At 58.4% G+C, this 26,799-nt stretch carries 23 protein-coding genes and 1 pseudogene; 9 read left to right on the plus strand and 15 right to left on the minus strand.

What is annotated here, in order from left to right; all coding sequences use genetic code 11:
- Positions 1-140 precede the first annotated feature (140 nt).
- Both HY011_26415 and HY011_26420 read left to right on the plus strand, forming a co-directional pair.
- Complete coding sequence (locus tag HY011_26415) at positions 141-992, plus strand: zf-HC2 domain-containing protein (protein MBI3426478.1); 852 nt, start codon at positions 141-143, stop codon at positions 990-992.
- A gap of 145 nt (positions 993-1,137) precedes the next feature.
- Complete coding sequence (locus HY011_26420; GenBank protein MBI3426479.1) at positions 1,138-2,394, plus strand: DUF4097 family beta strand repeat protein; 1,257 nt, start codon at positions 1,138-1,140, stop codon at positions 2,392-2,394.
- A gap of 163 nt (positions 2,395-2,557) precedes the next feature.
- On the opposite strand, the gene HY011_26425 is transcribed toward HY011_26420, so the two are convergent.
- From HY011_26425 to HY011_26455, 7 genes are all read right to left on the minus strand, one after another.
- Positions 2,558-3,769 carry a DUF5009 domain-containing protein gene (locus tag HY011_26425; protein ID MBI3426480.1) on the minus strand — a complete coding sequence of 404 codons (1,212 nt, stop codon included), beginning with the start codon at positions 3,767-3,769 and terminating at the stop codon, positions 2,558-2,560.
- A gap of 49 nt (positions 3,770-3,818) precedes the next feature.
- Positions 3,819-5,105, minus strand: a complete 1,287-nt coding sequence (locus tag HY011_26430; GenBank protein MBI3426481.1) for a dihydroorotase — start codon at positions 5,103-5,105, stop codon at positions 3,819-3,821.
- Positions 5,106-5,345: 240 nt separating this feature from the next.
- A complete protein-coding gene (locus HY011_26435) occupies positions 5,346-6,284 on the minus strand; it encodes an aspartate carbamoyltransferase catalytic subunit (GenBank protein MBI3426482.1) in 939 nt (312 codons plus the stop codon).
- Between the two features lie 74 nt (positions 6,285-6,358).
- Positions 6,359-6,733 (minus strand): four helix bundle protein, encoded by a 375-nt coding sequence (locus tag HY011_26440; protein ID MBI3426483.1) that lies wholly within the window; start codon positions 6,731-6,733, stop codon positions 6,359-6,361.
- Between the two features lie 46 nt (positions 6,734-6,779).
- The gene (pyrR, locus tag HY011_26445; GenBank protein MBI3426484.1) at positions 6,780-7,325 is read right to left on the minus strand and encodes a bifunctional pyr operon transcriptional regulator/uracil phosphoribosyltransferase PyrR; all 546 of its coding nucleotides are present in this window, start codon (positions 7,323-7,325) and stop codon (positions 6,780-6,782) included.
- Positions 7,312-7,575 (minus strand): ClpX C4-type zinc finger protein, encoded by a 264-nt coding sequence (locus HY011_26450; protein MBI3426485.1) that lies wholly within the window; start codon positions 7,573-7,575, stop codon positions 7,312-7,314. Before HY011_26450 ends, pyrR begins: the two co-directional genes overlap by 14 nt.
- Before the next feature lie 58 nt (positions 7,576-7,633).
- Positions 7,634-8,059, minus strand: coding sequence for a DUF1499 domain-containing protein (locus tag HY011_26455; GenBank protein MBI3426486.1), 426 nt, complete (start codon positions 8,057-8,059; stop codon positions 7,634-7,636).
- Positions 8,060-8,231: 172 nt separating this feature from the next.
- Between HY011_26455 and HY011_26460 the strand changes: the two genes are divergently transcribed.
- From HY011_26460 to HY011_26485, 6 genes are all read left to right on the plus strand, one after another.
- The gene (locus HY011_26460) at positions 8,232-9,062 is read left to right on the plus strand and encodes a dihydroorotate dehydrogenase electron transfer subunit (protein ID MBI3426487.1); all 831 of its coding nucleotides are present in this window, start codon (positions 8,232-8,234) and stop codon (positions 9,060-9,062) included.
- A 36-nt stretch (positions 9,063-9,098) separates the two neighbouring features.
- Positions 9,099-9,581: an NUDIX hydrolase gene (locus HY011_26465; protein ID MBI3426488.1), complete on the plus strand. Its 483-nt coding sequence runs from the start codon at positions 9,099-9,101 to the stop codon at positions 9,579-9,581.
- Complete coding sequence (locus HY011_26470; protein ID MBI3426489.1) at positions 9,574-10,515, plus strand: dihydroorotate dehydrogenase; 942 nt, start codon at positions 9,574-9,576, stop codon at positions 10,513-10,515. The genes HY011_26465 and HY011_26470 overlap by 8 nt, the downstream gene beginning before the upstream one ends.
- Positions 10,516-10,524: 9 nt before the next feature.
- On the plus strand, positions 10,525-11,424 hold the full coding sequence (locus tag HY011_26475) for a M23 family metallopeptidase (protein ID MBI3426490.1): 900 nt from the start codon (positions 10,525-10,527) through the stop codon (positions 11,422-11,424).
- Between the two features lie 124 nt (positions 11,425-11,548).
- On the plus strand, positions 11,549-12,268 hold the full coding sequence (pyrF, locus tag HY011_26480) for an orotidine-5'-phosphate decarboxylase (GenBank protein MBI3426491.1): 720 nt from the start codon (positions 11,549-11,551) through the stop codon (positions 12,266-12,268).
- 223 nt (positions 12,269-12,491) lie between these two features.
- A complete protein-coding gene (locus HY011_26485; GenBank protein MBI3426492.1) occupies positions 12,492-14,102 on the plus strand; it encodes a DUF3108 domain-containing protein in 1,611 nt (536 codons plus the stop codon).
- Between the two features lie 354 nt (positions 14,103-14,456).
- On the opposite strand, the gene HY011_26490 is transcribed toward HY011_26485, so the two are convergent.
- The 7 genes and pseudogenes from HY011_26490 to HY011_26520 all read right to left on the minus strand — a co-directional run bounded on the left by HY011_26490 (position 14,457) and on the right by HY011_26520 (position 21,885).
- Positions 14,457-15,248 carry a DnaJ domain-containing protein gene (locus HY011_26490; protein ID MBI3426493.1) on the minus strand — a complete coding sequence of 264 codons (792 nt, stop codon included), beginning with the start codon at positions 15,246-15,248 and terminating at the stop codon, positions 14,457-14,459.
- 119 nt (positions 15,249-15,367) lie between these two features.
- Positions 15,368-16,144, minus strand: coding sequence for a thiazole synthase (locus HY011_26495; protein MBI3426494.1), 777 nt, complete (start codon positions 16,142-16,144; stop codon positions 15,368-15,370).
- Positions 16,145-16,176: 32 nt separating this feature from the next.
- Positions 16,177-17,325, minus strand: coding sequence for a hypothetical protein (locus HY011_26500; protein MBI3426495.1), 1,149 nt, complete (start codon positions 17,323-17,325; stop codon positions 16,177-16,179).
- A 20-nt stretch (positions 17,326-17,345) separates the two neighbouring features.
- Positions 17,346-17,771: pseudogene (locus HY011_26505) on the minus strand (HNH endonuclease).
- Between the two features lie 3 nt (positions 17,772-17,774).
- Positions 17,775-18,047, minus strand: coding sequence for a hypothetical protein (locus tag HY011_26510; protein ID MBI3426496.1), 273 nt, complete (start codon positions 18,045-18,047; stop codon positions 17,775-17,777).
- A 135-nt stretch (positions 18,048-18,182) separates the two neighbouring features.
- A complete protein-coding gene (locus tag HY011_26515) occupies positions 18,183-19,136 on the minus strand; it encodes a hypothetical protein (protein ID MBI3426497.1) in 954 nt (317 codons plus the stop codon).
- 454 nt (positions 19,137-19,590) lie between these two features.
- A complete protein-coding gene (locus HY011_26520) occupies positions 19,591-21,885 on the minus strand; it encodes a VacB/RNase II family 3'-5' exoribonuclease (protein ID MBI3426498.1) in 2,295 nt (764 codons plus the stop codon).
- 133 nt (positions 21,886-22,018) lie between these two features.
- On the opposite strand from HY011_26520, the gene HY011_26525 reads away from it, so the two are divergent.
- On the plus strand, positions 22,019-25,135 hold the full coding sequence (locus HY011_26525) for a PSD1 domain-containing protein (protein ID MBI3426499.1): 3,117 nt from the start codon (positions 22,019-22,021) through the stop codon (positions 25,133-25,135).
- Positions 25,136-25,413: 278 nt separating this feature from the next.
- Here the strand turns inward: HY011_26525 and HY011_26530 are convergent, their stop codons facing one another.
- Positions 25,414-26,742 (minus strand): HDOD domain-containing protein, encoded by a 1,329-nt coding sequence (locus HY011_26530; protein MBI3426500.1) that lies wholly within the window; start codon positions 26,740-26,742, stop codon positions 25,414-25,416.
- Positions 26,743-26,799 lie beyond the last annotated feature (57 nt).

Below are 26,799 nucleotides of genomic sequence, written 5' to 3' on the forward strand. Positions count from 1 at the left end.
TTTGACAGGATGAACAGGATTGGTGGGAAGGATTGACAGGATTCAAAGCTTTGGGACAAACCGTTCCAGTAACCTCATGCTCATCCTGTTGGTAATCCTGTAAATCCTGTCTAGCTCTGATGAGCTTTGCCGGAGAAGTTATGAATTGCGAACGTTGTCAGACAGAACTCGAAGATTTCTTGTACGGCGAATTGGCCGAGAGCCAGACCGCCGCTGTGCGGGCGCATTTGGCGGATTGTGCCGACTGTGTGCAGGCGCGGGCGACGCTCGAGCGCGAGCATGAAATCTTCGCGCAATACTACGAACAGACCGCGCTCGAACCGGCGCCGGAAATGTGGCAGACGATTCAGGCGCGCATTCATACTGAAGCGACTGCACCTGCCGCTGCGCCAGAGAAAGCCGGCTTCATTGCTGGGATACTGGCTTGGCTTTCCGGCGCAGCAGTGGTGCGGCAAGTGGCGTTGGCGCTGGTGCTGGTTGTGGTTTCGGTCATGGCGACGACCTACTATCTCAAATCGCAGCAGAGCAATGATCCGCGACTGGCAAGGCTCAAGCCGTCACCGACTGTCACCGTTGCGCCCACGCCTGGCGTAACGCCGGAGCAGTCGCAGGTCGCTCCGCCCACGCCACTCGCAAAAGATTTGGCGAAACACAACGCGCCGGTTCAGAATGCGCCACGCACGCCGCTCAAACCGCAACCGAAATTCAGTGAAACGCAGTTGATTCAAAATCAGATCGCGCGCGCCGAACGCGAATATCAGGGCGCGCTCAAATTGCTTGACCGCGTGATTGCGCGCCACCGCGACAACTTTGCGCCCGGGTTGTTGAAACGGTATGAGAGCAGTTTGGCATTGATTGATAACTCAATTGCCGAGAGCCGCCGCGCCTTGCGCGAACGCCCGGAAGACGCGGCGAGCGGCCAATTCCTGTTGGCTGCGTATGCGAAGAAGCTGGAATTGATGCAGGAGATTGCGACGCAGGCGGGGCAATAGATTAGGTGAAAGAAGCATGAAGAGAGATTACGGAACAGACGGAAATAGCAGAACAGACGGAAGCAGAACTAAACCAGCCCAGACGCGTTCTGTCTGTTCCGTTATTTCCGTCTGTTCCGTCATCTCCTCTTCTTTTGAGATAAAGATGCGAAACGTTCTGTTCAACTTGGCAACTTTGCTGACGCTGCTGACGGCATTCACCGCCGCCGCACCCGCGCAATCGTTCCCGCGCGAGTTGCACGAAGTTTACAACCTCAACTCCGACGGCACGATCAGCGTCACCAACAGCAGCGGCTACATTCGCATCACGACCTGGAACGAGAATCGTGTGCAGGTGGACGCCGTCAAAAACGCGCGCCGCGATGAGGATTGGCCGTTGATCGAAATCCGTGTCACGAGCCGTCCTGAACGTTTGGAAATCACGACCGTTTATCCGCGGGGCCGTTCGAATACGGCCAGCGTGAATTACGATTTGAAAGTGCCGCGTTCCGTCGTGCTCAACAACATTGCTTCGACCAGCGGTGATGTGACGATCACCGGCCCGCTGGCCAGCGTCAGTGCGCGTTCGACCAGCGGCAACGTCACGGCGACAGAGGTGACCGGCAATGCGAATGTTTCCAGCACCAGCGGCAATGCGACCGCCCAGCACATCGGCGGCAGCCTTTCGATCAGTTCCACCAGCGGCAATGTGAGCGCTTCGGATGTGGCCGCACGAGCAACGGCGCGCAGTTCGAGCGGCGACATTACCCTGAGCAAAGTGCGCGACGATGCCAGCGCGCATTGTGCCAGCGGTTCGATTCGGCTGGAACAGATCGGCGGACGCGTCGCGGCGCAAAGCTCCAGCGGCAGCGTCACCATTCGCACGGTCAGCGGCGATGTCGAAGCCGCCTCGAACAGCGACAACGTGCTGATCGAAGACGTGCGGGGCCGTGTCGTGGCGACCTCTTTCACCGGCAACGTCATTGTGCGCAAGGCGGATGAAGGCGTGCGCGCCACCGCGACCAGTTCCAACATCGAAATCACCAATGTCAAAGGGCGCATCGAGGCCGAAACCATCAGCGGTTCGGTTACGTTGCGCGAAGTGGATTCGCATGATTTGCGGATAAAAAGTCTGAGCAGCAGCGTGCGCTATCAGGGCAAGCTATATGCCGATGGCCGTTACGAATTTTCCAGCTTCAGCGGTGATGTCGTCGTGACCTTGCCCGCCGACAGCGAATTCAATCTGACCGCGCAATCGTTTAGCGGCACGATCAACACCGACTTTCCCATTCAACTAACCACCGGCAAACTCAGCAGCCGTGGCCCCGTGCAAGGCGTTGCGGGCAAAGGTGGCGCGCAACTCAAAGCCGAATCCTTTAGCGGCAGCGTGCATATCAAAAAGCTCGTGGCGCAAAACCGCTAGATCAGTTTGCAATTGCGTGTACGGGCAGCGTGTGGGGGCGGTACCGCGCGCGTGAGCAAGCGGAGGCGCTGCCCTGCTGCCAATTCGCCTCACTTGACGCGCTGCTTGCTCACGCGCGCGGTACCGTTTTCCCGTACAGCGCGCTCCTTCGTAGACGCGCTCCTCAAATCCGAATGAAAATCTTTTTGCGATACAGCCAGAACAACATCAACCAATAAATCGCCAGCACTCCAACACCCAGCAAAAACGGTTCGTAGGCTTCGCCGAACAGCTTGAAAGTATTCTGGCCGAAATGGCGTTTGAGCATGGCGGTCATAAAGCCGCCCCACAATTCGGCGATGCAATACGCGGCAATTGAATTCATGCCGATCACCAGCAACGGAAAGGCCCAACGCCGCTGGCCGTGCCAATCCAGCACACTGTAAAACCCGGCCAGCAACAGGCAACACCAGCCGCCGCTAAACAGCACCCAACTCGGCGTCCAGATGCGTTTGACGACCGGGCAAATTCCCAGCCAGCCGAGCAGCCAACCTGAAGCCAAGCCAACCAGCCCAGCGATCACAAACCATTTGGCTTTCTCGCGCTGGCTACGGTCGGAACGCAAGATGCCGCCCGCCAGCAAACCCAAAATCATCGTGCCCAGCGTCGGAATGAAGCTCAGCGTCAGATAGCCACCGCCGTTAAATACGAACGGCTTTTCGCGTGGGAACAGATTCAGGAACCATTGATCGAACCAAGCGGCAAAATTCGTATTCTTGTTCCAATGCGCGGCAAAACCCGTCAGCAGGTGCGGCCAGTCTTTCGCCACACCCACCCAGGTCAGATCGAAATCGGCAGGCGGCAACGGGTACAACGCAAACGCCAGCCAATAACCGACTAGAATTACGCCCAGCGCCAGCCATTGCACGCGCATCGTTTGCCAGCCGAGCAAGAACAGAAACACGTAGCCCAAGCCGATCTGCGTCAGCGTGTCTTCAAAGGTGAAATAAGTCATGGGCCGATTGACCGAACGCAGGAAGATGCCCAGGAAGATCAGAATCAACGCGCGCTGGCAGGCGTGGCGTAACATCCGCGCTTTCGTCTGGCCCTGCTGTTGGCGGCTGATGAGCGAGAACGGCAAGGCCGCGCCAACCAAAAATGAAAACGACGGTTGAATCAGATCGTGCAGCGAACAGCCAATCCATTCGACGTGCGATTGATGCCAGGCCAGGAAGCGCCAGAAACCGCTCTCCGGTAAAGCCGTTGAAACGCGGCGTAGGTGCAACACCTCGGCCATCATCAGCAGCATAACGAAACCGCGATAGGCGTCGAGCGAGGTGAGTCGGTTGGGCAAGGGCGCTTTGTTGGAAGTGCTTTCGACAACTGCTTCGGCCATACAGAGAACGTCCTTTCGTGAACCCTTGATACAGCAGTTGTGGTTGGCGTCAGCGAGCCGTCCAGACCAGGCGGCCGGCAACGACGGTTGCGACCGGCGCACCACGTAATTCCCAGCCATCAAACGGCGTGTTGCGGCTCTTGGATTGAAACTGCCCGGCCTCCACCTTGATCTGTTTAACCGGATCGAAGATTGTCACATCGGCCAGCGCGCCAGCTTTCAACGTGCCGCGCGCCAGCCCGAACAAACGCGCCGGATTACAGGACAGTAATTCCACCATCCGGCTCAACGAAATCACGCCTCGGTGCACCAGCCGATCCAGGGCTAAAGAGACCGCCGTTTCCAGCCCGATGATGCCGTTGGGCGAGCGGTCGAATTCGAGCATCTTTTCGTTGGCGTGATGCGGCGCGTGGTCGGTCGCAATCGCGTCAATCGTGCCGTCGCGCAAGCCTTCGATGATCGCATCCACATCGCTTTGGGCGCGTAACGGCGGGGCCATTTTGAAATTGGTATTGTAACGACTCTCAAATACATCGCGGTCGGTCAGCGTGAAATGGTGCGGCGCGACTTCGCAACTGACGGCCAGGCCCTTGGCTTTAGCTTCGCGCACCAGTTCAACCGAACGCGCCGTCGAGATGTGCGCGATATGCACGCGCGCGCCGGTGATTTCGGCCAGCATGATGTCGCGCGAAACGTGCAGGTCTTCGGCCAAGCCGGGCAAGCCTTTTAACCCCATCAGCGCGGAGTATTGGCCCTCGTGCATCGCCCAGCCCGTCGCGCCACAACAATCTTCGCAATGATCCACCACCGGCAGATCGAAATCGCGGGCGTATTCCAATGCGCGGCGCATCATGCCCGAATCCACCACTGGCTTGCCGTCATCGCTGATCGCCACGATCCCGGCGGCCTTCATCTCGCCAATCTCGGCCAGATGCTCGCCTTTGGAACCTTGCGTGATCGCGCCAATCGGAAAGACGTTCGCCAAGCCAGCCTTGCGCGCCTGTTCGATGATGAAGTTAGTGACCGACGAATTGTCATTGACCGGCTTCGTGTTGGGCATGCAGCAGACCGACGTGAAGCCACCCGCCACCGCCGCCCGCGCGCCTGTTTCGATAGTCTCTTTGTATTCAAAGCCCGGTTCGCGCAGATGTACGTGCAGGTCAATGAAGCCGGGCGCGACGATCAAGCCGGTGGCGTCAACGGTTTTGACACCCTCTGCATTGATTGTCTCATCAATGGTTTCGACTTTGCCGTCGCGAATGAGCAGATCGCGGCGCGCTTCGAGTTGTTGCGTGGGGTCAATGAGGGTGCCGTTTTTGATGAGCAAGGAAGACATAATTTCAAATTTGAAATTGGAGACTCAGGAGTTCCAAATTTCCGCTTGTCGCGAAGTGTCGTACCAGAGAACTGACTCCTGACTCCTGGTTCCTGATTCCTGACCAACGAAAAATGCTGGCTGATTTTCTGCCTGGCAGGAATCAGGAATCAGGAATCAGGAATCAGTTGAGTCTCCAAGTCTATGTTTCACCCCAATTTTTGGAACTACTGCGACTCGAAATTGGAGATGAGGGCACAGCTATTCACCGCCTGCCAGCAAATACAGCACCGCCATCCGCACCGACACGCCATTGTTCACCTGATCCAAAATCAGCGAGAAGGGCCCATCGGCTACGTCGGAATCAATCTCGACGCCGCGATTGATCGGGCCGGGGTGCATGACGATGGCGCCAGGTTTGGCTAGCGCCAAGCGGCGGCGGTTCAGGCCGTAATAGGTCGAGTATTCGCGCAACGAAGGGAAAAAGCCGCCCGACTGCCGCTCCAATTGGATGCGCAACATCATCACGACATCGGCGTCAGCAATCGCATCGTTGACGTGCGGGGCGAAGGTCACGGAGCCTTCCGACGGCGCGAGCAGTTTTTCAAAACCGAAAGGCAGCAGCGTGCGCGGCCCGGCGAAGACTACGTGCGCGCCAAGCTTGGAAAGCAGGTGCGCGTTGGAGCGCGCGACGCGGCTGTGCAGCACATCGCCGATGATGGCGACTTTTAAGCCTGCGAGCCGGTGCTTGTTCTGGCGGATGGTCAGCGCGTCGAGCAGCGCCTGCGTCGGGTGTTCGTGCGCGCCATCGCCCGCGTTGATGACACCGGCTTGTACGTGTTGCGCCAGCGCGTGCGGCGCGCCCGATGACGGATGGCGGATGACAATCGCGTCGGGCGACATGGCCTGCAGATTGAGCGCGGTGTCAATCAGCGTCTCGCCTTTGACGACGCTCGATGTCGAAGCCGAAATGTTGATCGCATCGGCGGAGAGGCGCTTGGCCGCGATTTCAAAGCTGGTGCGCGTGCGCGTCGAGGCTTCAAAGAAAAGATTGATGATGGTTTTGCCGCGCAGCGTGGGGACTTTTTTGATGCGGCGCGTGTTGATGTCGCGAAACGTCTCGGCGGTGTCGAGGATCAAATTGATCTCTTCGACGCTCAGGTCGGCGATGCCCAGCAGGTCTTTGCGTTTAAGAGGCATTCGGAAAGTTCGAGGTTCTGAGTTCTACGTTCTGGGTTTTGAGTGCCGCGTTTGTAAATCACCCGCTCTATGTATTAGCGGGTTTGATTTGCACGCAGATAGCTGGAAAAGCCGATGATCAGGGAAGACGTTTCTTCAGCGAGCTTATACAAGCTGTCAAAGGCGGCTTGGTTGATATAACCAATGTCCAGCGCCACGTAAAGCAGCGATTGCGTTTCCATCGTCGAGCCGCGCGCCATATCGAGAAAGTGGGCGAAGTCCTTGTTGCTGCTATGCCCAAAACCTTCAGCAATGTTGCTCATTGACGAAACGGCGGCACGGCAGATTTGATTGCGCAAGCCATAATCCTGGCTAATCGCACCGCTGCCGCAAGTCTTGTAAATCTCGTGGGCCAGCTCGCGGGCCTTTTGCCAGGCTTTGATCTCCTCAAACTTTCTGATCGCCGCCATTGCGACCTCCTCCAACATAGAACTCAGAACCCAGAACTTAGAACACTTAGGGGTGTTCAACCACGATGACTTTTTCCGTCTCGTCGAATTCGGGCAGCATTACCTTGATGATTTCGGTTTCGGTGGTCGTGACGGTCTTGCCGACGTAATCGGCCTGGATTGGCAATTCGCGCCAGCCGCGATCAATCAACACGGCCAGTTGCACGCGGCGCGGGCGGCCAAAATCAATCAGTTCATCCAGCGCGGCGCGGATCGTGCGGCCCGTGTAAAGCACGTCATCCACCAGAATGATCGTCTTGCCGGTGATGTCGGCAGGCAATTCGGTTTTATTGACGACGGGGCGTTCGCCGACGGTGCTTAGGTCGTCACGATAGAGCGTGATGTCGAGCGCGCCGGTGGCGACGGTAACGCCGTCCATTTCGTTGATCTTGGCGGCGATGCGTTCGGCCAGCGGGACGCCGCGCCGCCGTATGCCGACGAGCAGCACGTTGCCGAGGTCGGGGTTGTTTTCGACGACTTGCGAAGCCATGCGCGCCAGCACGCGGCTCATATCGGCGGCGGTCATCACCACGGATTTTTCAATAAAGTCCATAGGCTCTCTCTTCCGTTTCGTCCTGTTCGATCATCTGGGCAGTGATGCCCGTCAAGCTGGGCAACAACTCTTGCAACGGCAGGTCGCGCCGGGGCGCTTCTTGCGCCAGCATCTGCACACAGACGTTGACGCATTCGTTGCAAATGGCGACGTGCGCGCCAGTCAGCAGCAATTGCACCTGTGTGCGGGGTTTGCCGCAGAAATTGCAGCGTAATTCTTCTTCTCGCTTCGGGAGCGTGGCGTTTTCCATTGGGTTCATCTGGTTTGAAGAGGTAGCGCTGATTTGCGCCGCGCCGAATATACAACGCCTACAACCGTTTCGCCAATTCCATCTGAAAGGCGCGGATGCGGCGCGCGTTGGTGCCCAGATCGCCTTTGCCGATGCGCGATTTTGAGCGGACGTTGACGATGGTTGCGCCGTCCCCGCTCGTCACCGTGATGGTCACATCATCTTTGAATTTCAGCAGCCGCGTCGTCGCGGTCGCATCAATCGTGCCTTGGGCCGGTTCAGTCAAGCGGATTTCCCAACCACTGGCTTGCGCAACGGCCAGGGCGGCGGCAAAGACTTTGTCTGCCGGTTGGTTGAACCGTTGTGGTTTAATGTCGGCGTATTGCGGCGTCTCGCCCGTGCGCACGTCGTTGATGCGCGGCCAGATTAGTCCGAGGATGAAGGGGCTGCTGGCGAGTAAAACAATGCCGACAATGACGTAGACGTAAATTTTATTGGCTTTCATGCTTGTGCCTGTAGATTGAAGTATTGGAACCAATCGGCACGATACACGAATTCGCGTTGGTGCGACAATCCACGCCGGCAACGCCCAGCTTGTTCGTTTTGAAAAGCATCTGCTAGACTGCGCGCCTGTTTCCTCAAATCTGCCCTGCACGGAGAACTTCCCGAATCCACGGATGCCGAATCTCATGAAAGACACCATCGCCACGGTCGAACGCAACGAGTTGAGCCAAGCGCTGTCCGGACGCCGCTACGGGCGGTTGTGGTTAAGCCTGCCGGACTCGTTCCCGATTCTGCCCGGCCAGTTCGCCATGCTCAAAGCCGCTGGCATTTACGAACCGCTGCTGCGCCGGGCGATGGCTTTTTACCGCAGCCAACGCACGAGCAAGGAACTCAGGTTCGAGTTTATCTATCAAATTTTGGGACGCGGCACCCAGGCGCTGGCCGCAGTGCAACCGGGCGCGGGCGTTGAGTTTCTAGGCCCGCTCGGCAACACCTACGATCTGGATGCGGCGCGCGGGCGTGAGGCCGTGTTGGTGGCGGGGGGCGTGGGCGCTCCGGCGTTGTATATGCTGGCCGAAAAGCTGATCGCCTGGCAGATTCCGACGCGGCTCTTTATCGGCGGCGCGAGCCAGGGCGATCTGTGCGGGCTGGCAGATTTTGAAGCGCTGATTGCCAAAGGCAACGTGCACGGCGCGACGATGGATGGCAGTTATGGCGTGACGGGGTTTGTAACCGTGCCGCTGGAAAGTTATCTACAAGAAACGCCGAAGTTGCCGAAGATCATCTTTGCCTGCGGTCCCGATCCGATGTTGCAGCGCGTGGCGCAAATCGCGGCGAGTTACGACGTGCCCGCGCAGCTTTCGCTGGAAGCGCCGATGGGCTGCGGCTTCGGCGTGTGCGTCGGCTGCGCCGTGGCGGTTAAACACGAATGCGCCGAAGGTTTCGTGTACAAAAAAGTCTGCACCGATGGGCCGGTCTTTTGGGGTGACGAATTGCACTTTTGAATGCGGAATTCGGATGGCGGAATTTAGGAGCTAGGTATGGTCAATAAAAAGACAGTGAAAAAAAAGCAAAGCACGAAACAACAAACCAATCCGCCATCCGCCATCCGTAATCCGCAATCCCCGAAGATCACCTATGCGGCGGGCGGCATTCTGTGGCGCACCTCAAAACGCGGGCGGCAGGTGTTGTTGATCATGCGGCCCAAATACCACGACTGGACGCTGCCGAAAGGCCACATCGAAAAGACCGATGACGGCTGGGAGGCGGCAGCGCAACGCGAGGTCAAGGAAGAAACCGGTTATGACACGATGATCACCAGCTTCGCCGGTCACACCGCTTACGAAGTGAAAGGCCGTCCGAAAGTCGTGCTCTTCTGGCACATGACCCCGGTGGGCAATGCCAACTTCGAGCCGTCGGACGAAGTCACCGGCATCGCCTGGTTTCCGCTGGCCGAAGCGGTCGAGAAACTCACCTATGAAAAGGACAAAGCGTTGCTGCGGCAGTTTCTGAAGCATGAATAACCACCAAGCTCTAAATCCAAAACTGGCCATCGAGGTCGCCGGCATCGCGTTCAACAATCCCGTGCTGACGGCGAGCGGAACGTGTGGCTACGGGCTGGACATGGCCGAGTTGATTGATCTGAACCAACTCGGCGGCATTTGCACCAAAGGCCTGTCGGCCAAACCGATGCGCGGCAATGCCCCCTGGCGCATCGTCGAAACGCACGGCGGCATGCTTAACGCCATCGGCTTGCAAAACATCGGCGCGCGCGCCTTCGTCACGGAGAAGCTGCCGGAGTTGCGCAAGTACGACACGCGCATCATTCCGAATGTGTTCGGCTACACGGTTGATGAATACATCGAGGCAATTGAATTGCTGGAAGAGGGCGCGGGCATTCACGGCTACGAGCTAAACATCTCGTGCCCGAACGTGAAGGCGGGCGGCGAGTCGTTTGCCAATGACCCGCGCCAGGCTGCCGCTGTGACCGAGGCGGTGAAGAAAGTCGCCACGCGCCCGGTGATCGTCAAGCTCTCGCCGAATGTCACCGATGTTGCGGCGGTGGCGCGCGCGGTCGAAGCAGCGGGCGCGGATGCGCTGTCGCTGATTAACACGGCGGTCGGGATGGCGATTGACATTCATACGCGCCAGCCGCGCCTGGCCAATGTGACGGGCGGGCTTTCTGGCCCGGCAATCAAACCGATTGCCGTGCGCTGCGTGTTCCAGGCTTTCCGCGCGGTCAAAATTCCACTGCTCGGCATTGGTGGTATTGCGACCGTCGAGGACGCGCTCGAATTCATCATCGCGGGTGCCAGCGCGGTGCAGGTGGGCACGGCGAACTTTTATGATCCCAGCGCGTCTCTCAAAATCGCCGCCGGATTGGCCGCATATTGCGAACAGCACCGTCTGGCGAACATCGGGCAACTCGTCGGCACGGTGAGGCTGGCCCAGGAGTAAGATGAATTGATGCTCAAGGCGCAGTGCATCAAGTGGGCGTTTTTGCAATTGGCCTTTTTGGCGAGCTTCGCGTTGGCAAGCCAAGCGACGGCGCAAACATTGCCGTCCTTTGTCGTCACGCTGGAACCGGAACGCCTTGTGAATGGCTCACCCTGCGTGTTTCGAGTGACGGCGCCAACCGGGACGATCAACCGCGTGACTGGCACCTGGATGTGGCGGCGGCTGTTGTTTAACTTCGACGCCAAAGCGCGCGCGTGGTATGCGGTGGCGGGCGTTGGCCCGGAAGCCGCGCAGGCCAGTTATCCGCTGGTTGTTGAAGCCACACTGGCCAGCGGCGAGATCGTGACTTCGACCTATAACGTGCCGGTTGGACAGGTCAAGTTTCCGTTGTCACGGCTGAGCGTTGACCCAGACTTTCTTGATCCGAATCCGCAGATACGGGCGCGCATTGCGCGGGAACGTGGGTTGAAAAATGAAACCTTCAGCCGTGTGTCGGCACAACCTCTGTGGGAAGGCCCGTTTCGCCTGCCGCTCCAGTCTGTGATGACAGAGGCTTTCGGCACACGCCGGACATTCAACGGCAAGCGGCGCGGTTCGCATCACGGGGTGGATTACGACGCGAACCTGGGCACGCCCATCGCCGCCATGAACAGCGGCAAGGTCGTGCTGGCGCGCAATCTGTTTTTTGAAGGCAACTGCGTCGTGCTCGATCACGGCCTGGGGTTGTTGACGCTGTATCTGCATTTGTCCGCGTTCAAGGTGCAAGAAGGCGCGACCGTCAAACGCGGCCAGGTGCTTGGACTCAGCGGTGACACAGGGCGCGTGACCGGCCCGCACTTGCACGCCGCCGTGCGCTGGCAAGGGATTTATGTTGATCCGGTCAAACTGTATGGACTGGCGCTGCCCTAAGAATTTGAGATTCGAGATTTGAAAGTTGGTAAATACCGTGACCCATAACTCGCAATCCGCAATCCACAATCCGCCACCCGTGACCCGCAATCCGCAATCCGCAATCCGTAACCTGCAATCCACAATCCGTAATCCATTGGTCGTGGCGCTTGATGTGGATTCCGCCGCACAAGCCTTGGACGTGGTCGAACAACTGCGCGGAATCGCCGGCATGTTCAAAATCGGCAAGCAGCTTTTCACCGCCGCCGGGCCGGACATCGTGCGCCGTATTGTGGGCCTGGGCGAAGACGTGTTTCTCGATCTGAAATACCACGACATTCCGAACACCGTGGCCAAGGCGGGCATCGAAGCCGCGCGGCTGGGCGTGCGGATTTTCAATGTGCACGCGCTGGGCGGTGCGGCGATGTTGCGCGCGACTACTGAGGCGGTCGGGGAATTTGCCGCACGTGAAGGGGTGGCCCGTCCATTGATTTTGGGCGTGACGATTCTGACCAGCCACACGCCGGAAAGCTTGCGCGAGTTGGGCATCGAACGGGAACTGGCTGCGCAGGTTGTGCATTTGGCAAAACTTTGCGACGAGGCGGGCCTTGATGGCGTGGTCGCTTCGCCCCAAGAGATTGCGCCAATCCGCGCGGCAGTGCACAATCCGTCATTCGTGCTGCTGACCCCGGGTGTGCGTCCGGCTGGGGCGGCGTTGAATGATCAGGCGCGGGTGATGACACCCGGTGAAGCGATACGCGCGGGCGCCAGTTTGTTAGTCGTTGGCCGCCCGATTCTGGCGGCCTCTGACCCGGCGGCGGCGGCCCGGAAAATTATTGAAGAAATCGAACAAGCCTCGACGTAGTTCGTGAAAGCATGCGGCCTTTGACTCAGGCCCCGTTCAATAAATTAACGACAGCGCTGATAGACCAACGTTGAAAACATCGCTCGCAACGTATGCTGACGACGCTTCCATTCAATCGGCTCTGATTCCGGCAGCTTCCAATTTTTATAGGCCGTTTTCGTAGACCGTTAATAGGCCCCTCATTGGCGCATTCATTCTCTGTAGTAAGGCGGATTTGCTTTTAATGCTTCGTACTCTTTCACGTAAGGTCATCATGGCGGCGCTGTTGGTCGGCGGGCTGGGCTTATGCGGCTGGCGTTTGCTGGCGCAGCCCGGCGGGCAGGCCACGCAAACCACGCCGGGATTCACGCAACCGCCCAAACCAGCCACCCCAAAAACGGAAAAAGCCGCCGCCTTGGCCAGTGAGGGAATGCCTTTTGTGGCGGGTGAACGGCTCGTTTACAACGTGACCTGGTCGCGTTTTGCCTCCGCCGCACGGCTCGAAACCGAGGTCGTCGAACGCGGCGCCTTCTTTGGCCAGGAAGGTTATCAACTGCGCACAAAAGTTGAGACGGCGGGTGATGTCAAAGCGATCTTTTTTGAGATGTACAACCAGTACACGACCTACGCCAGTCCGCGGTCGCTGCTGCCGTACCGCTTGGAAAACACCATCCGGCAAGGGGTGAACCAGATGGATGAAACCATCTTCTTCGATCAAGCGCACCGCGAAGCCCGCTTTAACGACGACAGTACGTTGCCACTGTCACCCAACACCTACGATTTCACTTCCCTGCTCTACGCCGTGCGCCAGCAGCCGTTGGCGGAAGGCTGGAAGCAAAGCTTCAGTGTGCTGTATGGCAAACAACCGCTGGAAATCGAAGTCGAGGTGAAAAAGCGTGAGGCCGTGATTTCCCAACTGGGCCGGTACAACGCTGTGCGCGTGGATTTCACGCCCAAAGAAAAGCAATTCAGCAAATTCCGCGCGCGCGTCTGGTTCTCTGACGATGCCCAACGGCTGCCCATCGCCATTTCAGCGCAACTGCCCTTTGGCGAGGTGCGCGCCGAATTGACGAATGCCACGCAAACTTCGCGCGGCACGCAGCCGCGCATTCAAAACACGCCGCTGGCCGAGGCGCCCGAAGGCGGTGCGCCCGCGACGAACGGTCATCCGCCGGGAGGCGCGCGCGGCGAAGCCAAGCTCCCTTTTGACTTGGGCGAACGCCTCAATTACGACATCGCTTGGGGCAATTTCACTTCGGTCGGGCGCGCCAGTTTTGAAGTCCGGCAAAAGGGTTATGTCGGCGACCGCCGCGTGTTTGAATTTGCGGCGGAAGCGGCTTCGATAGGCGCCGCGCGCACACTCGTCAACGTCAACGATCAGTTGATTAGCTTCGCCGACGCCGATTCGCTCGAACCGATCAAAACCGACACCCGCTTGCGCGAAGGCCGCCGCGTCAAACAGGTCGCCGCCGATTACGATTGGAGCAGCAAACAAGCCAAACTGCCCAATGGCACAGTCATCGCGATTGCGCCGGGTACGCTCGATCTGCTGACGCTTTTTTATTCCGTGCGCGCGGCGGAATTGAAAGTGGGCGCGCTCTATCAATTTTCCTTCCTGGATGCCAATCATCGCGTGCGCGGCGTGGCCGTCCGCGTCAACAAAACCGAACCCATCGGCAGCGCCTTGGGTGCACGCGACGCCTTGCAACTCGACATTCTGACGACGGACAAAACACAGCTTTTGGCCCAGGCCTGGATATCCAACGATGCACGCCGCCTGCCGTTGTATATCGCCACGCGCACGCGCTTTGGCGAACTGCGCTTTCAAATCGCCACCGTCGTCAACCCGCGCTAAGGCTGGCGAAAAAACACCTAGATCGGTTTTCACTTCGGTGTAGGGCAAAAGCTGCGCAGCGGGACAGTACCGCGCGCGTGAGCAAGCGGAGCTTACGTCGTTGCGCCAGTCAGCCGTACTTGACGCGCCGCTTGCTCACGCGCGCTGTACTGTCCCAGCGCGGCGTGCCTACCGTACACGCAAATGAAAACCGATCTAAGCAAAAAGCGCCCGGCTTGTTGAATCAAGCCGGGCGCTTTTAGCTAACCATTTGGCTAAATCAGAATGGCGTTTGGGACAGTACCGCGCGCGTCAGCAAGCGATAATTCGCCGCGGCAGCCGCTTGCTGACGCGCGCGGTACTGTCCCAGCACACCTATGCCCCTTCAAACCGCACGTTGATGCGATAAAGCGTATCCACAATCAGCACGGCGATGGGCGGAAAGAGAATCACGCCCAACAGCGCATCATTGAGCGTCGTATTCAAAAACAACTCGGTTGAGATATTCGTCAGGCTATCAATCAGGATGCCGGCCCCCAGCGAAGCCATGTAACCGCCGATCACAAACGCCCAGGCTACACCCCGTTTGAAGCGTTGCCGTGGCGGTTTCCCTTTTTGGCTCTCGCGGCGTGTGGGGCGATAGGTGTAATAATCAAAATGCTGCTGCAAGCTCGTCACCAAATGCCAGACGCCCACGGTGAACAGCACCAGCAACGCGGCGCGCCAAAACAGGTTGGCGGTTTCCAGCAAGTTGGGCTTCGTCATGGCGATGATGAAGGTGGAAAGAAACAGCGTCACCGTGGTGTAAACCGCTTTGCCGCGCGCGCGCGTTTCGACGCGTTCACGTTCCAGCCATTCATTGACGATGCGGTCGGCGCGCGCCTGGTAATAGGCCCGCCGCGCCGCGCGCATCGAGGCCACGCTCATCTGCTGTGTATTCGAGACGAGATTGACGCCTTGCAGACTGCCGGTGCGGTCATACCAGGTGCGCCGCGTTGGATCGCTCAAGACGTGATAGGCCTCGTTGAGCACGGCGAATTTTTTCGCCGCCAAAGGATCCGGGTTGACGTCAGGATGATACTGGCGCGCCATGCGGCGGTACGCGGATTTGATCTCGGTGGCATCGGCGGAGCGTTTGACGCCCAACACCGCATACAGATCGGACATAGCGATTCCCAGCAGGAAGTCTGGGAAAGTCTGGGAAAGTCTGGGAAAGTCCGGCGGTCATTCGTTGCCAGAATTCTCCAGGCTTTTCGAGACTTTTCGAGACTTTTCCAGACTAACTACTAACGCACCAGGCCCGTTAGCGGGCTGCTCGCGCTTGCATACAAGCGTTTCGGCATGCGCCCGGCTTGATAAGCTCCGCGCCCGGCTTGCACCGCCAGCTTCATCGCCTCGGCCATCGCGCCCGGCTGTTCGGCTTCGGCAATCGCTGTGTTCATCAAGAGGCCGTCAATGCCCAACTCCATCGCAAAGCAGGCGTCGCTCGCCGTGCCTACGCCGGCGTCAACGATGAGCGGCACCTCGGTAATTTGCTCGCGCAAAATCCGCAGGTTGTTCGGGTTCTGAATCCCCAACCCCGAACCAATCGGCGCAGCCAACGGCATCACCGCCGCGGCCCCTGCGTCAATCAGCTTCTTGGCCATGATCAAATCGTCGCTGAAATAGGGCAGCACGGTGAACCCCTCTTTGACCAGAATTTTGGTCGCCGCCAGTGTCGCTTCGTTGTCGGGAAACAACGTCTTTTGATCGCCGATCACCTCGACTTTGACCCAATCCGACAAGCCGACCTCGCGGGCCAATCGTGCCGTGCGCACGGCCTCTTCCGCCGTGTAGCAGGCCGCCGTGTTCGGCAAGATCGAAAACTTTTTGAGATCAATAAAGTCCAGCAGCGACGGTTGCGAACGGTCGGTGATGTTCACGCGGCGCACCGCGACGGTGATCATCTCAGCCCCGCTGCGTTCAAAGGCCTCGACCATTTGTTCATTCGTGCGGTACTTGCCCGTGCCGATAATCAACCGCGATTTGAATTCTTTCCCAGCAATAATCAGTTTTGTATCCATAAGTGCATTATGCCTCGCTTTCTCGAAAGCGCTCAACTGCGATACTCCAACCGCAAATCAAAGCCCAGCGGCGAATGCAACTGCGCGCTCAATTCGTCACTCTTCGCCTGCCACGCCTGCCCTTCCAATTTGCTCGCCAACTGAAAAATCTCTTCTGCTGGCGTTTGGCTTTGCGTCAAGCGTTCATAGAGCGCCAGCGGGCAACTCATCTGAAAGCGCATCCGACGCGCCCGCGTGCGTTCGTCGGGAAACAGGCTCTCTTGCGCACTCAGCGTCGCCTGCAAGGGCAGCGGATATTCGATCTCGAATTGCAGTTTCTCCCTGCCCTTCTTGACTGGGAAGGCCAACTGCTTGCGCGTCTCAACCAGCGCGCGTTGCTGTTCGGTCAAATCCGCGACGGCCAGCACATTCGCCAGCGCGTGGCAGCCGAGCAGCGCGAAATGCTTGGCCAGCGCCAACTGCACGACCGCGATCAGCAAATCGCGAAACGGAATCTCGGTGAAAAGCGGAATCATCTCTTCCCACGTCGGGTCGCTCAGTTGCAGCGTCGCCGTTTCTTTGCTGCGCGTTTGTGGAATGAACAGGCCCGCGACCAGCGAATGTTTGATCCGGCTGCCTTCGCCCGGACTGAGATTTTGCTTCTGCTCAATGCCCGTCTTGATTGCCCGTTGCAACTCTTTGAGCGAACTCTGATTGCCTTTGCATTCCAGCGCGCTGAAACCCAACTCGCGATCCAGCGCGATGTAATCGGGTGCCTTCTTCGGCCCCTTTTTGGTCGTGCGCCCCAGCTTGAGCAGCTTCGTCCCCAGCAACTTTACCAGCGCCTTGGTGTCTACAAACAACAGGAAGCCCAACTTTTCGGTAAGCACTTGCGTAGCGACGCCGACGCTCATCTCTTCGCTCAACACAGCTTTTTGCTGACTGCTAATCTCGTCCCACTCGCGCCGCAACCGCAGATCATACGCCGGGGCGAACGCCCGCTGATAGCGCAGCCACGCCCAGCAATCGCTCAGATCGCAGCCGGTAAAACGCGGTGGGCGCGTCCACAACGCCGTTTGCAACAGCGCGAGGTCTAGGCTGACTGCCGCGCTGCCGCTAAGATCGGTGATTTCCTTCGGCGGCTTGCTCTTGGGCCAGCTTGGTTTGTCAATGAGGATGGTTAGGTGTTTGTTGTTCGACATTCAAGTAAGCCGGTCTTCGCTCAAATTTCGGTCAATTCAGGAGGATGCCAGCCCGCGCGCACCCAATTTTTGCGTACTGTCACCGCTAGCGAATTGCTCATCTTCAGAGTCTCAACGGTGGCGCGTCCGCAGACGGTCAGGCCACTTAGCAGCGTGCCGTCTTCACTCCAAGCGAAATGCTCTGTCCACAATTGGCGGCGCGGATGAAATAGCCCAATCTACTCATTCGTCAACGGGTCTAGGCCAATCGTTTTCTTCCATTTGTATTGATTGCAAAGCTCGCATGCCAGACACAGATTTTCGACTTCATCCACGCCATCCGCAGCCCGTGGCGTGATGTGGTCAACCTGCAACCGCCCCAGCACATAGTCCTGATGGCTCAGGCAATACTCACAACAATTGCCTGCACGGCGGCGGACGAATTCACGTGTTTCTTCCGAAACCATCTCTTAAGCGTGTAAAGGTTCGCGCAAGCCGCGTTGGACGGCTTCAGCTAGGGCTTCTGACTTACGCAAATGTCCGATTTGATAAATGCGTAGCAACGTCAACAATTCGTACCGCTCCGCGGCACTCAACGATTCGGCTTTGCCTTTGGCTTGTAAATCACCCAACCGCCGATTCTGCGTCTCATCCATCTTGGCTTCGGCCAGTCGTAAAACTTCGGCATCGGTCAGCGCAGCAACTGGCGGATAGCCGAGCAATTCCGGGGCGTCGTCAACCATCGGGAATAATAATTCCAACGCATCCGTCAGCACCCCTTCAACGGCCTGCTGTGTCGCACCGCCAAACAGCCTGGCGTTTTGGATTACTGGTTCAGAAACTGTAAGCGTGATTTCAACTGACATTTCAATACCTCTTCATCGTAAAAGTGCTTCCACCTGCCCCCGCACATTCGCCTCAATCACACTCTCGCTCAAATCCGCTTTCACATCCTTCACCAACCACCAACGCTCCACATGCTCTACGCTCTTGCCCGGCGCAATGCGTGCCATCGGTCCCAGCGATTCGACTTCCAAAAAGTCCTGATTGGTGAAGGTCTCGAAGTTGCAGCCGTTGTCGGGATAGCGCCGCCCTTGGGTGTACGGCAAGGCTTTGACGAAGAGCACGCCGCCATTCAGATAGCCGACCCAGCCCAGTTTGTGCGCCAAGCCGATCTTGGTCGGGCCTTTTTTCCCGTCATAGCGCAACACGATATAGCGCTTGCCCCACGTCCAGCGTTTGTCGCTGAGGTCTGTGTACGGCCAGATGATCATTTGCTGATTGGGCGCGAGGCCCTGCGGATGCGGTGTTTTGGGCGGCAGTGGAATGATTTCGGCTCCACCGGACGCCATTACCGACAAGGCCCAGGGCGCGAGTTCGATGTCCCAGAGGTTGGTGTTGCGCAAACGATGTACGACGCGCACAGCGGTGTTGGCGGCATCGAGCGTGATGTCCATTTCCTTTTGGATGCCGGTCAACGGCTCGACCTTTTGCGTGATGCGCACGCTGCCGTCTTTGAGTTGTTTCCATTCAACCGGCGAGTTGTCCAGATCGTAGGTGCGCTTCAAATCTTCCGGCGCGTGCCACAGCCGGTGGCCGCCGCGCATCTGCCAATCCTTTTCGCCCGCCTTGCCAAGCTGCTCGCTGAACTCTTTGAACACATTCGCGCCACCCGTGAAACCGTAGCGAATAATGCGCGGGCCAACTTCGAGCGTGATGATCAATTCGGCGGCGCCGTTGGAAAGTTTCAGGTTGTTTTGCCAGCCTTTGTATTCGACGGTTTCGATGTTGACGGCGGCGGGCGTGGCCGCGGCGAATTTCTTCTTTGCCATAGTTGATGTATGCGGGATAAGAGCAAAACCCAGCGTCAAGCAAGCCACCACTCCAATGCGCTGTGAGTTATGTCTGAACGACATTGCGGGTGTCTCCAGTTGACGGGATGAACTGCCGTGAACGCGAGCAACTATAACGGCAATGTCCGGATGCGGCAATTCTAGCTGAGTACGCAGCACGGCCAGCGGGCTGCCGTGGCGTAAGACGTGCTTGTGCCGACTGGTTTCCCTTCAGCATCGGCCCATCTCACGCGAAGAGCACGCTGGCCGCGCTGCGTACCCGGATGAAGTTGTCAGGACTTGCGCAAAAATTTGCCACAGAGGCACGGAGACACTGAGCAGAGACACAGAGCAGAGATACGGAGCAAGCCAGAAAACCTCGCCAGAGATGTATCAAAACTCTGTGGCTCTGTGCCTCTGTGGCAATCTCACTCGCGTTTTGCGCAAGCCCTGGTTATTTTTTCTTCCGGCTGCGGGAGCCAGATTCCTTGCCCGCATTGAGCATTGAAAAATCCACCAAGTGGCGGTCTACGTTCACGCGATCAACGCGCACGCGCACGCGGTCGCCTAAACGAAAGCGCCGTCCGGCCCGCCCGACCAGCGCGTGAATGCGTTCATCATAACGATAGAAATCATCATGTAGCGATGAGACTGCGACCAGCCCTTCGATAAAAATCTCGTCCAGTTCGACATAAAAGCCGAAATCGCGCACGTTGATGATCGTGCCATCGTATTCCTCGCCAATGCGTTCGGCCATGAATTTGGCTTTGCGCCAATCGTCAAGCTCGTGCTCGGCGGCATCGGCGGCGCGCTCGCGTTCGCTGGACTCTTCGGCCAGCGCGTCGAGTTGGGCAAACGGAATCGGAATGGGTGGGTGTTTGTGCTTTGAATGCTCGACGCCAAAAGTCGGCCCGGTCGCTACCGCTAACAGTACCGTACCGCGAGCCGTGCTTTCGCCAAGTTTTGGATTGGTGTGCAACAACGCGCGCAAGATGCGATGCACCAGCAAGTCAGGATAGCGGCGAATCGGCGAGGTGAAATGGGTGTAAGTCTTCGCGGCCAAGCCGAAATGGCCCGCCGGTTTGTCTATTGCGGCGGCATAGCGCGCCCGCATCAACGAACGCAGCATCGCATAGGCCAGCACTTTCTCTTCCGGCTTCCCTTCCAGTTGTTGCGATAGCCGCTGGTAATCGTGCGAGCTAACGCCTTCGTAAGGGAAGCCGTAGCCGTAAGCGTGCGCCAGTTCGGCGAATTCGATGACACGCTGCGGGTCGGGGTCTTCGTGGATGCGATAGACAGAGGGCACGCTCAAGGCTTGCAGATGCGCGGCGACGGTTTCATTGGCGAGCAGCATGAACTCTTCGATGATACGGTGCGCGATGTTGCGGTCGGCTTTGAGCACGCCGGCAACACGGCCTTCGTCATCGAATTCAAAGATGGCTTCGGGCAGGTTGAAATCAATCGCGCCGCGTTGTTGCCGCATTTGGATGAGGATGTGCGCCAGTTCCTCCATCGTTTTGAACAAGTCGAGCACCGAGGCGTAGCGCGTCTCCAATTCCGGCTCTGCGTGTTTGAGCAGCTTGTTGACGTTGGTGTAAGTCATCCGCTCGGCACTGCGAATCACCGTTTCGCACAGCCGGTAATTGACCACGCGCCCGTTGCGGTCAACCTCCATCAACGCCGACATTGCCAGCCGGTCAACCTGTGGATTGAGCGAACAGATGCCATTCGACAAATGTTCGGGCAACATCGGGATGGCGCGTTCGGGAAAATAAACCGAGGTGCCGCGCAAGCGCGCCTCGTGATCGAGCGCCGTGCCTTCGCGCACATAGAAACTCACGTCGGCGATATGCACGCCTAGGTGAAAATTGCCGTTGTCGAGTTTTTTGAGGCTGATGGCGTCGTCAAAATCGCGCGCCGTCTCGCCGTCAATCGTCACCGTCGGCACGGCGCGCCAATCCACCCGTCCCGCGCGCTGTTCGTCAGTCACGTCGGAGGAATACGCTTCCGCTTCGGCTAGCACTTCGTCGGGGAATACGTGCGGCAGGTCGTGTTTGTGGATGACGATGTTGATGTCCATGCCCGGCTCATCGCTGTTCGCGCCGAGCGTATCAACGATACGGCCCTGTGGATTGACGCGAAACGCGGGGTAACGTGTGATCTCAACGATCACAATCCAACCATCGGCCAGGTCTTTGCCGTCAGCATCTGCTAGGTCAATCTCGTGCAGGAACTTTTCATCCAGCGATTCGACCCAAGCTTGCCGGAACCCATGATGCAAGCGGCCAACGATTTTGAGTTGCCCGCGTTGCACCAGCATCTCGACGCGTGCCTCGCGTTCGCCCCGCGCGTTCGGACGCGACAGACTGACCAGCACGCGGTCGCCATCAAACGCCCCATGCAACTCTTCGGGTTCGACACGCAGGCGGCCCAGCTTGCGGGCTTCCAGGTCGTCGGGGATGAAGTGGATCACCTTGCGGCGGCGCTGGCGAATCGTGCCGAGCATGGCGCGCTGCTGATTCGACCGGCGGAACTCTTGCCCATAGCGCCGCACCAGGCCGAGGCTTTGCAACCGATTGAGCAACGGCGTCAGGGCTTTCTGCTGCGCGCGATTGAGTTCGAGCAGGTCAGCGAGGTCGCGGGCGGATAAACCCTCTTCGGCTTGACCCAATTCGGTCAGCACGGCGTTGAGGTCGAGCAGCGACTGCGTTTCATTGATCTGATGTTTGCGGCTCATAGCGGTCAGCATACGCAAGCTGCGCGCGGAACGAAACCGCCTTGCGTGTTTGTCCGTTCCCTGCTTTCCGCATTGGTCAAACCACTCTATAATCGCGGCAACTTACTTGCTGCGCTAGGCAGCTTCCCGCGCGAACGAAATGATTATGGCTAAGAAATTCAAACTCGCCCTCTGTAGTGCCGTCTGCTTGTCGGCGTTTGTCTGGCTGTGTGAACGTGGCTTGCCCCAATTTGCCAGCGCACAAACGCGCCCGCTTGATTTCAAACGCGACATCGAGCCGATTCTGGCGGCGAACTGCTATGGCTGTCACGGCGCACAAAAAGCGTCAGGCCAGTTGCGGCTGGATTTGCAAGCGACGGCTATACGCGGCGGTCTCAGCGGCGTGGTCATCCTGCCCGGCAAAGGCAAAGATTCGCGCCTCGTGCAGCGTTTGCGCGGCCTGGGTGGCGAGCAACGCATGCCGTTGGGCAAATCAGCGCTGTCTGCTCAGCAAATCAACCTGATTGAACTATGGATTGATCAAGGTGCGACTTGGCCTGCTGACCAATCCGCAATCCGCAATCCGCAATCCGCAATCCCGCAGCATTGGGCGTTTGTGACGCCGGTGCGGCCAGCGTTGCCGATGGTGAAAGACAAGACTTGGGGAAAGACGCCGGTGGATACGTTCGTTTTAGCGCGGCTCGAAAAGGAAGGGCTGACGCCTTCACCACAAGCCGACAAGACGACACTGGCGCGACGCTTGTACCTGGACTTGCTGGGCTTGCCGCCAACATTGCAAGAGCTGGATGCGTTTATGGCCGACACCTCGCCGGATGCGTATGAAAAACTGGTCGAGCGGTTGCTGGCGTCGCCGCATTATGGCGAACGTTGGGGCCGCTGGTGGCTGGACGCGGCGCGTTATGCCGATTCGAATGGGTTTGAAAAAGACCGCCCGCGTTCAATCTGGCCGTATCGCGATTGGGTCATCAAGGCGTTTAACGAAGACAAGCGCTTCGATCAATTCACGATTGAGCAACTGGCCGGCGATCTGTTGCCAAAGGCGACGCTCGAACAACGCATTGCCACCGGCTTTCTGCGCAATTCGATGCGCAATGAAGAGGGCGGCGTAGACCCCGAACAGTTCCGCGTCGAAGAGATCATTGACCGCGTGGATGCGACGGGCAAAGCCTTCCTAGGTTTAACGGTCAACTGCGCGCAATGCCACACGCACAAATTCGATCCGATCAAACACGAAGAGTATTACCGGTTTTACGCCTTCCTCAACAGCGACATTGAGGCCGAACTCGACGTGCCCGATGCCAAGGTCACAGCCAAACGCGCCGAAATCAACCAAGCCGTCGCCAAGCTGGAAGACGAGCTAAGCGCCAAGACGCCCGATCTGACGGCGCGGCTGGCCGCGTGGGAAGAGCAGATGAAGCCGCTGGCGGGCGCTTGGCAGGTGCTTGAAGATTCCACCGTCACGGCTTCGTTCGGCGTGAAATTCGAGCGGTTGCCGGATGGTTCGTATGCGGCGCGCGGCGATGCTTCGACGAACAACAGTTACGTCATCAAGGCGAAGACAGCGCAATCGAACATCACCGGCATCCGTTTGGAAGTGCTCAGCGATGTCAGCCTGCCGCGCGGCGGCCCTGGTCGCCGCAACGATGGCGTGGCGGCGGTCAATGAATTCACTATCGAGACGGTGCCTTATGACAACAAAGAGGAGCGGCCTAGCGGCGCGAAAGTCGCCTTTGGTCAAGTGAGCAGCGATTTCGAGACGCCGAAAAACCTGGCGAAGTTTGCCGCCGATGGCGATGGGAAAACAGCCTGGAGCACCGACACGCTCGTGGCCGAACGCCATCAGGATCGCAAGCTGGTCTTCGCCTTGCAGCAACCGCTGACGCTGGGCGCCGAAAAGCAATTCGTCTTTCAACTCATTCAAAAATACCCCGACAACAATGCGATTGATTGGGGCGTGCATTCGACGGTTGGGCGCTTCCGCGTTTCGGTCACGAGCGCGCCCAATCCACAAGCCGATCCGTTGCCTGCGCGCGTGCGCCAATTGCTGGCGACGCCTGTGGCGCAGCGCACCAAAGAACAGCAACGCGAAGTTTTCAGCTTCTACCGCACGACGGTGAAAGAGTGGAGCGAGACCAATCAAAAGATCGAAGAGTTGCTGAGAGCGTGGCCCTATGGCGACGTGACGTTGGCGCTGGCTGAACGCAGCGTCCCGCGCCCGACGCACATCTTCCGGCGCGGCGATTGGAAGCGGCCCGAAGCCGAAACCATCACGCCCGGCACGCCCGCGTTTCTGCATCCGTTCCCGGCGAATGCGCCGCGCAATCGGCTGGGCCTGGCGCAATGGATCGTAGCAAAAGACAACCCGCTGACGCCGCGCGTAATTGTGAATCGCCTCTGGCAAAGTTACTTCGGCGCGGGGCTGGTCACGACACCCGAAGATTTGGGCACGCGCTGCGAACCGGCTTCGTACCCGGAACTGCTGGATTGGCTAGCGCGCGAATTTTGGGACAACGGCAAGAGTTTCAAGAACGTTCACCGCTTGATCGTCAATTCGGCAACCTATCGCCAAGCATCGCGCATTACACCCAAGCTGCAAGAGGCCGATCCAACCAATCGCTGGCTGGCGCGCGCGCCGCGCTTTCGCGTCGAAGCGGAAACCGTTCGCGACATTGCGCTGGCGGCGTCGGGTTTGCTCAGTCGCAAGATCGGCGGGCCGAGCGTGTATCCGCCGATTCCCGAGGGCGTGCTGAGTTTGAGTTTTGGCCGCGCGATGGATTGGAAGACGGTGCCGGGCGAAGACCGATACCGGCGCGGGATGTATACGTTCTGGAAACGCAACGTGCCTTACCCGGCCTTGCAGGTTTTCGATATGCCGAACGGCGATTTCGCCTGCACGCGGCGCACGCGCTCGAATACGCCGTTGCAAGCATTGACGACGCTCAATGACGCAACGTTTATGGAAATGGCGCAGGTCTTTGCCTTGCGCATCTGGAAAGAAGGCGGCGCTGACGAACACGTGCGGATGCAGTATGCCTTTCGTTTGTGCACGAGCCGCGTGCCCGATGCGTTTGAATTGGAACGCTTGTTGAAGCTGCTGCACGAAGAGCAGCAGCAATTCGCGGGCAAGACGGCGGCGGCGGTTTACGTGTCGTCGGCGGATTTGAACAAGCTGCCTGAAGATGTTGATCTGCATCAACTGGCGCCGTGGACGATGGTGGCGCGGGCCTTGCTGAATCTGGACGAAACGATCACCAAGCAGTAAGGCGCGCGCTGTTGACACCTGCCACGAAGCCACCAGGATGTCCGACAAGCTGCCAGCTTGTCGCGGCTTGGGAGGCGAACCGCTACCGAGGTTGCTACGAAATTGGCCAGGGACACGGTGGCCTCAATGGGTCACAGGCCAAAAGTTCGACAAGCTGGCAGCTTATCGAACATACAAGCCACACGAAGTGATACCAAGAAAGAACCCCAGACTGCCGCCTGCTCTTTGTGTTCCTTCGCGTGGTTTCGTGGGAGAAATGTTCTTTTGAATTCGCGGGCTTAACTCAGCACGAATTCGCGTGACTGCCGCAGGTTGTGGGGCAATTCGGCCAGCACTTCCGCCGCTTGTTCCAGCGTCAGCTTGAGCAAGGTTCCCGCCGGATGGTTGACCAGCAAGGTGGGCGAAAAGCGTTCGAGGGCGGGCGCCAAATCTATGCGCGGCGTATTGATGGCGAGTGTCGCCAGATAATCGGCGAGGGCCGTGACCGCCACATAAGGCAGGTCGTAATAGTTCTTTTCCAGACCGTGATGAAAGGCCATGGCTTCGATAACCGCGCCGGGCAAGCGCCATTGTTCGCCGACAACGCGGCCAATGCGCGGGTGATATTCCCAGATGAGCGTTTCGACGACCTGGGGCGGCAACCCGCGCGCGAGGTTTTGGCGTTCGAGCAAGTCCTGAAAAATGGTGTAAAGCACCGTGATGCCCAAATCCATCAGCAGGCTGCACAAAAAGGCCAGGCTGCTTTTTAGCTCGACTTTTTGGGCAATCGTTTTGGCAATAAAGGCCGCCGCCGAAGAGAGCTTCCACATCTGTTCTTTTTCGGCGGCAAAGCGGTCACGCTTGGTGCGCTGGGTTTGGATGGCTGCGGCAATGACGATGTTGACGACTTCGCCCGCGCCGATGCGCTTGACGGCGGCTTCGAGCGAATCCACGCGATAGGAATAGCCGTACAAAGGCGAATTGGCATAGCGCAGGATTTGGGCGGCGACGGCTTGATCTTTGATGACCAAATCGCCGAGCGAACGCAGCGAGAAGTTTTCGTCGCTCGTCAGTTCCAGCACGCGCACGGCCAAATCCGGCAAGGCGGGAATCTTGAAATCCTTCTCCTGAATGCGGCTGACGGCATAGAGGCGCAGGTGTTCGGCCAAGGTGAAATTTTCGGAGTCCGAGGGAGCGCCATCGAATTGGAGCAGCGTGTCTGAAGGCTTGGCAGAAGCCTGATCGGCCAGAGCTGCTTGCAACAACCGTTCAGCCGCGAAGGTTTGCGTGACTTTGGCGGCCCAGGCGGGCAGACGATCCAGGCTGAAGGTGAAGCGGCCTGTCTGCCAATTCAGGGTGTTCGCCAGCAGCGCGCGCATGGAATTGGTATTGGTCACCGCGCCGCGACCGGCGACGGCGGCCCCGGCAATGCCGCCTTCGACAAAATAAACTTCAACACGCGGGCGCGGTTTGTTGCCGGGCAAAGCGTCCAGTTTGCCCGCGCGCAAGGCATCGAGTTGGGCGCGGTCTGGCCCCTGCGCCAGGTTGAGTTGGCCTGTGCGGCGCGTAAACGCCAGCCATTGAATCAGGTCAGGGAGTGGGAAGGTGTAAATGTCGCCTTGCAGCATGGTTGGATCACCTAAGCAGGCGCTTTGCTTGCACAAAACGCTGGCGGGTTAATAGGT

Source organism: Acidobacteriota bacterium (genome assembly GCA_016196035.1).
GTDB lineage: Bacteria > Acidobacteriota > Blastocatellia > RBC074 > RBC074 > JACPYM01.